The 6,586-nt window shown below is 59.2% G+C and carries 10 protein-coding genes; all 10 read right to left on the reverse strand.

Translation table 11 applies throughout. The features are described from left to right. On the reverse strand, window positions 1-1,266 hold a 1,266-nt coding region (locus OQK_RS05235; RefSeq protein WP_177318471.1), incomplete at its 3' end, for a phage tail-collar fiber domain-containing protein. Then, a complete protein-coding gene (locus tag OQK_RS05240) occupies window positions 1,267-1,902 on the reverse strand; it encodes a phage tail protein I (RefSeq protein WP_016771441.1) in 636 nt (211 codons plus the stop codon). Further along, on the reverse strand, window positions 1,899-2,894 hold the full coding sequence (locus OQK_RS05245) for a baseplate J/gp47 family protein (protein ID WP_016771442.1): 996 nt from the start codon (window positions 2,892-2,894) through the stop codon (window positions 1,899-1,901). The genes OQK_RS05240 and OQK_RS05245 overlap by 4 nt, the downstream gene beginning before the upstream one ends. After that, window positions 2,891-3,223, reverse strand: coding sequence for a phage baseplate protein (locus OQK_RS05250; protein ID WP_016771443.1), 333 nt, complete (start codon window positions 3,221-3,223; stop codon window positions 2,891-2,893). The genes OQK_RS05245 and OQK_RS05250 overlap by 4 nt, the downstream gene beginning before the upstream one ends. 14 nt (window positions 3,224-3,237) lie before the next feature. Beyond that, window positions 3,238-3,846, reverse strand: coding sequence for a phage baseplate assembly protein V (locus OQK_RS05255; protein WP_016771444.1), 609 nt, complete (start codon window positions 3,844-3,846; stop codon window positions 3,238-3,240). 3 nt (window positions 3,847-3,849) lie between these two features. Next, window positions 3,850-4,371 (reverse strand): hypothetical protein, encoded by a 522-nt coding sequence (locus OQK_RS05260; RefSeq protein ID WP_016771445.1) that lies wholly within the window; start codon window positions 4,369-4,371, stop codon window positions 3,850-3,852. Window positions 4,372-4,442: 71 nt separating this feature from the next. Further along, window positions 4,443-4,781: a phage holin family protein gene (locus OQK_RS05265; protein WP_016771446.1), complete on the reverse strand. Its 339-nt coding sequence runs from the start codon at window positions 4,779-4,781 to the stop codon at window positions 4,443-4,445. Between the two features lie 139 nt (window positions 4,782-4,920). Further along, a complete protein-coding gene (locus OQK_RS05270; protein WP_232245514.1) occupies window positions 4,921-5,193 on the reverse strand; it encodes a tail fiber assembly protein in 273 nt (90 codons plus the stop codon). A 263-nt stretch (window positions 5,194-5,456) separates the two neighbouring features. Next, on the reverse strand, window positions 5,457-5,873 hold the full coding sequence (locus OQK_RS05275; protein ID WP_016771447.1) for a tail fiber assembly protein: 417 nt from the start codon (window positions 5,871-5,873) through the stop codon (window positions 5,457-5,459). A 519-nt stretch (window positions 5,874-6,392) separates the two neighbouring features. Continuing rightward, window positions 6,393-6,586: S24 family peptidase (locus OQK_RS05280; RefSeq protein ID WP_038860588.1), on the reverse strand; the 194-nt coding region annotated here is incomplete at its 5' end.

Genomic DNA, 6,586 nt, shown 5'->3' on the forward strand with positions numbered 1-6,586 from the left:
GACGGCGCCATTTGCGAATAATGCGCTGTGGGAGTGAGCCTTGATCTCATCCCCTTGAGACGATCCTATCTCTCGACCGGCATCCACCTCCCGCCCATGATCCCAACCCCGCAAAAACTCCCCACGCGCCTCAGGCAGTCGGAAATTACCAACTCCCTCATCGCCCTTGTTGAACTTGCCGCCCAGATAAGCGCTCAAGTCCGGGTAAGTCGCGGTGCTCTTGACGCTGTTATCCAGCTCCAAAAACCCGGGTGGTGGCGCATCAACCGGGAACGCCACAATCGATCCCACCGGCAGCGCCGAAGCCTTGGCAATCAGCGCTTCAACTTCAGCCTTGGTGTACGAATCCTTGATACCAAAACCGGCCAGCGTTTCAGGGTTGGACCCAGCGGTAGCGCGGCCATATTCATCAACCGTCACGCTCTTGTAAGTCCCCGCAGCAATCCCGGTTCGCCCGGCCAGCATCTTGAATGTCAGCGCGGTCGTGCCGAGGGTAATCGGTGCATTGGTGGTCAGGTGCCACAGCGAATCTCCGTTCGCCACGCCCTCCTCCACCATCACCGTCAGACCCGGGGTAACCTTGGCGCTGCTGTTGGCGTCGGTCGCCCGCTGCCAGTCACCATTGGCGACGATCCACAGGCCGTTGTCCTTGGCCAGCGTCTGGCTCGGCAGCAGCACGCGATCGCCGGCAACCACGGCAGCACCATCGATCTGCTGGGCGCCTTTCAGTACGACGTTGCCAGTCGCAGCGACGCGCACCGATTGCTTGCCATCGAGCTTGCCGAGTTCTTCGGCCAGGTAACTCATAACCCAGGCACGGGTCGCCTTGACCACCGTGTCATCGATCAACAACGTCACCAGCGACGCATTGCTGGTCTCGAAAATCGAGCGAATGTAGAACTCTTTACCCGACCCCGAGTTGGCGAGAATCGGCTTGAACGACTCCGGATATTTGACGATGGCATAGAGCACGCCAGTGTCAGTCCACAACCCCGCTTCCCGAACATACCAACCACCAACATCCGGCGGGATGGTCACTTCAGCAAGCAGCCAACTCGGATTTTTCTCGTCCTGGAACAGCGCGTTGAGCGGTCCGCGCCAGACTTCGCGTTTGAGCGCGGTGGCGGTTGCGGCCGGGTTGTAGACCCCGCCCTCGCCGCCGTCGCCGACAGAAAAATGCGTCAACTTGATCGGCACGCCCGCGGCCTTGCATGCCGTTTCGTAGGCAATCCCTGCGTTGGTGAGCAGGGTGTAATAGTCAGCCATTCAGGCCCCCTGAGGATAAATAGTGGATGTTTCGACGGTGTACATGCCGGCAGCCATGAACGCCTCGCCAGAGGTTTCAAGACCTTCGATGAACACCGGATAAACCGTGGTCAGTTCGCCGCAGAACGTCGCGGCGCCGATGACGTGATTGCCGAACGCGCTCAAGCCGACCGAGACCGTCAGCACATCGCGCTCGCTCTTGGCATCAGCCAGACGGCGGTCGAGACGAGCATCGATTGCTGCGCTGTAGGGTTGGTCGCTGAAGGCGCGCACGGAAAAGCTGTAGGGCGCGCCGGGCGGTGTCTGTTCGTACCAGGCGCGGATTTCCGGGCGCAGTTGCAAACCTTTCGCGGCGTTTTCCAGCGCCTTGCGAGTGCCGGCCTGGCGCCCGGTGGGCCAGGCCAGTTCGACGGTCAGGCGCTTCTCCGCTTCCGGCGCTTCGGTGCTCCATTCGGCGACGCCGCGATCGGCTGCCAGATACGGCAGGAAAGCCACCGGCGTTTCGCTTGGGTTCATCAGTTCGGGAAACGGTGGTGCGATGCGGTCGAGCAAGGCGCCGAAACCCAGATCCAGTCCGCGTTCGAGGGCCGAGCTGTTGGCGGGCAGCAAAGTCGGCCGCTGAGGTTTTTCACTCATAGCGTCAGCACCTCGACTTCAACCGCGGTGCAATAGGGCGCCTGAAACGCGGTCGTCACGATCGGCGTCAGCGGTTCTAGAATCTGCAGTTGTACTGCCCCGGCGCTGTGCAGCGTGTAGTCGATCCAGCTCGGATCGACCCGACCTTCCAGGCGATGACAGCTGTCGGCATAAGCCTGCAATTGTGCTTGCGCGGCGACCTTGGTCAGGCCCGAATCGGGACCGGAATTGATCTTCGCGACGACGCGGATTTTGTAGCGCTGGATCTCGGCAGCCTTGACGGTGACGAGGTCGGTTTCCGGGCGCACGTCGGGGCGGGCGAAATGCTGACGGACGCCTTCAAGCAATGCTTCGGAAGGCGTGCCATCGCCTTCTCGGGAAAGAACGGTGACCTGCACTTCCCCCGGCGCGGTGCGCCGCCCGTTGCCATCCTTGACCTGTGCGGCGAGACCGTCCGGGTTGAAGGTGTAAGTGACATTCACTACGCCGGAATCAGTGGACTCGACCTGCACCGTGGGCCGCTCGCCGAGGGTGAATACCTCACGGCGATACTGCATCCGCGAACCCGCCGCCGGTGCATGAGGTGCCAGGTAATAACGCAGCCGAGCGTCGTCATCACTTTCATAAATCGCCGGCACCGGCGGGAATGCCGCCGGGTCGCCGGGATCGAGCAATTGCCGCTCCAAGCCCATGTCCGCCAGCCGCGCATCGAGATTGCTGCCGGTCGCCCACCACGCCAGCATCTGCTTGATACGTGCGTTGTATTTGCGCTCATGGGTTTGCAGACGCACGCAGAACGCTTCCAGCGCCAGGGTCAGCAATTCGCTTTCGTTTTCCAGACTCGCCTTGAGTTTCACGGCGCTGGCCGGCGAGCGAGCCCCCACGTATTCGATGACGAAAGTCTTGAACTCGGCGAGCAAGTCTTCGAACGCTTCGACCGTGATCAGCGCGGGTTCGGCCAGCTGATTCTGGCCAGGTATCAGCATGCTCATGTCAGCACCTCGAAGGTTTGTTGGCGGTTTTTCCAGGTGCCGGCGAAGCGCAGCAGCAGGCCATCGCCGTGACGACTGGCGACAATTACTTGCGGCTGAAAATCGTCGATGCCGTTTTGCGAGTTGTAGAACGCTTGCGCGGCGTGGCTCTGTGCCAGAAGCAGAATGTCGTCACCGAGGTTCTGCCCGAGGAGAGTGGGAATCAGCGAACCGTACAAAGGTCGTTTCTGCCGGGTGCCCAGCGGTGTGGTCAGGGCTCGGGTCGCGCGCTGCACGAATTGCAGCCAGTCGTCGACCGTGGCCCCGCTGTCTCTATCGATTCCGATCATGGGAGGCTCTTGAATCAGGGGCTGATGACGCGGCCCTGGTGATCGACCAAGGGGCCGCTGAAGTGCACGCCCGAGGCGTCAATACTCAGGCCGACGGAGCCCAGTTGCAGGGTGATCAGTTGTGGCGTCATGGCCAGACGTGCCGGGCCGATGCTCAGTTCGAGCGACTCGCGAGACCCGTGGAATTGCGTTGGTCCGTTGAGCCAGTGCAAGGCGTGGCTGGCGTCGTCGTAACTGCTTTCGCTGCCGTCCTGATGTACCCGACGGGTCAGCGTCGGCACAGTCGAGGCCGGGGGGAAACGGTCACTGTTCAAGCCGAACAACGCGACACTCTGCGCACCGCTTTCACCGCTGCCATAGTTGAACAGCAGGCACTGCTCGCCCACCGTTGGGATGCGCGATTCGCTTTGCGCCCCGGCGCTAGGATTGAAGAACTTGATCACTGGGGTGAGCAATCCACCATGGCTGACCTGGCAGGTATTGCTCGCCGCATCAACTGACTGACAGATGCCAATGCGACAGAAACTCTCGGCGCGGCGGTGCAAGTCTTCGATTTCCGCTTCCATTTCCGCCAGACGCTCAATGATCGGGCCAAGCTGCATACGCAGTAATGCATCGAACATCGGTCAGCCCTCCAGCGCGGTGTACTGATCTGGATCGTCGATGTCGCTGACTTCCCAGGTGCGAGCGAATTTCGGCATGCCCAGTGGATCGTCGAGCAGGGTCGAGCCGAGGTAGAGCGTCTGCTCGAAGGTCAGGGTCCAGGCTTTGTATTGCTGATCAGCACTAATAAGCAACGATGGCAAGCCATCGATATTCAGGGGCAGATCGCATTGATCGCCGGGCAATCCCCAGCGGTTGTCGGTGATCAGGTTTTTCAGCACGGCGATCAGATCGCACGCTGCAAAAGCGGTCGCAGAAAGCGCCGGGATGACTTGCAGTGACAACGTCATGACATGAGCGATACGCCCATCAGCGGCGCGCATGCCGGACGCATTTCGGTCAAAGTCAATCAGTACCCAAGCCTGTTCGCCCGCTGCTGTGAAGTCAGCGTCACTGCCGACATTGAGGTTGAGACCGGCGGTGTTGCGCAGTGTCGTCGCGATGGCTGTGAACAGTTGCGACGGCTGCTGGATCGGTGTGGGCATACATGACCTCCTTTTCAATCGTCCACGTGCAGCCCTGCCGCCAACATGGCGGCACGGAAAAATATTCAGGGTTAAGGCTGGTCGCGCGGCGGCACGTCACAGACGCCGATGCGCTTGGCCGCCCAGCGTTCGTAAAGGCCGATGGCGACGTCGGCGCCGGCCATGGCGGTCAGGCAGCCAAACGCACCAGCGGCCCAGATCGACATGCCGGCGGCATACAGCAGCATGATTGCCGACACGCCGCAGATCATGCAGGCGCCGGAACGCAGAGCCAGACGCCGCACCAGCGACCAGCCGCGGGCGCCCTCCTTGTCGGCGCGCCACATTTCGCCGGACACCCCGCCGACGACAGCGAGGAGGATGACCAGCCAGATCGGCATGTCCGCCAACGCTTGTTGCTCGTTTGTCATGTCACGCCTCCGTGGGCAGTGGGTGATAGATGGGAATTGAGTTCAAATAATGTCTCTTCAGGCAGGCATTCCAAAAAGCCCGGCCTTGCGCCAGGCTTTTCAGCAATGCGGTCCCGCCGATCGATTACTCGAGTTGGAATCAGTAAGGTGCGACTGGCCACTCGATGTTCGCCGGATAACCCGACTGCTGATCGATGTCGCTGAGGGCGATGCAGTATTGCTTTTGGGCCAACAGCCGAGCCTGGTCTTCGCTGGTGGCGACGCCGACGTCGACTTTGAACTGCAGCGAGTTCATCAGTAACCAGTTGGCGGCCCCATTCAGCAATTGCCACTTCTGCTGTTCGGCTTTGTTTCGCAGTTCTTCTTCGTCGGTGCAGAGAAGGTCCAGACCCCATTGAAGGTAGCGCTCCAACCCACCCGAATATCCGTACTGCCGGTTACATCAACCCAAACCGAGGTTGGCGAAGCGAGTGGTTCAAGAATCACTTCACTTTCTTTCAACTGAACAACTCGGTTGTATTCAACCAGTGCGTAAAGACTCATTGGGTCTTCCTCATTTACTCTTTGGCAGGAATGTCGCCGTGCAACTGGCAGGTATTTAAAAGCCCGGCAACAAGGCCAGGCTCTTCAGTAATGCACTGCGCATTTCAATATTGCGGATGCGTCAAATGTCGCTTATGGCACTTCAGGCCAAATGACGCTCAGTGGATAGCCCGGCTGTTTGTTGACTTGGCTCATCGCGATGAAGAACTGCTTGTAGGCCAGCAGTGCGGCCTCTTCAGCAGGTGTAGCCAGCCCCAGCTCGACTTTTTGTACCAGCGCGGACGATGTCAGGGTGAAGTTGACTTTATCGAAACGAGTCACTCTTTCGTTACGCATTTGAATAGCCAACATGGACGGTTGCCCCCACATATCGCTATCAGTAAATGTCCAGACGCCGTCGGTGTTCACCGCGTTCCAGGAATAATCGATCTTGGGCAATGCGCTGACATCCACCCAGACTTGGTCCGCCGGAAACTCATCGGTGATCGGGTTCGCGGTTTCAAAAATGTTGTCGACTTTGCCAGCGACGACACGTGCGTATTTCTTCATGTTCATCATCCTTATTGAGTGCCGGCATCCCGGCGTTTCAGTTCCTGCCCGGTAGGCATTCCAAAAAGCCCGGCGCTTGTACACCGGGCTTTTCAGTAATGCGCTCCTTCGCCTTCCTTCCAATCCTGTGTTCGAGAAGGAAGCTGACTTTTCGGCGCTACTGGCGCGGTACGAGTCCATTCAGATTGTTTTTCCGACCGCGGTCCCTGCCCGCCGGATAACTGCTTCTGGTGCTTTACGCTGCACACCCGGGTCAGTTGCCAACCCTCTGAACCGTTGAGGCCGGTTCATCGCTGCCTGTTCTTGTGGAACTAAAGAGCCTGTCTTGCCAGCCGCTTTGTCGAGCGGCTTGGTGGCAAGAATATGCATGGATGCATATACAGTCAATGCGCAAATGCATTTATTTATGCATTAAATTTGCGCGCATGCATGAAAGCCATGCGGGCCAAGGGGTGGGGAGATTTCTGCAGGCGAAAAAAAACCTGCCGAAGGGGCAGGTTTCAGTTGGATGAACGAGAGTTAGCGGGCGTACATGCCCCACCAGAAGACGTGACCGAGGATGACGATCTGCTCTTCCTGGATTTCCTGAAAGCTGTAGTCCTCGTCCGGATGCTCGTCGCGATTGAAGCTGCGCAGACGGATGCCGGTGGGCAGGCGATAGAGTTGTTTCACGCGCAGCTGGCCGTTGTGATTGATCGCATACAGATCGCCAT

Origin of the sequence: Pseudomonas sp. R62 (genome assembly GCF_000257605.1) — a bacterium.
Lineage (GTDB): Bacteria > Pseudomonadota > Gammaproteobacteria > Pseudomonadales > Pseudomonadaceae > Aquipseudomonas > Aquipseudomonas atacamensis.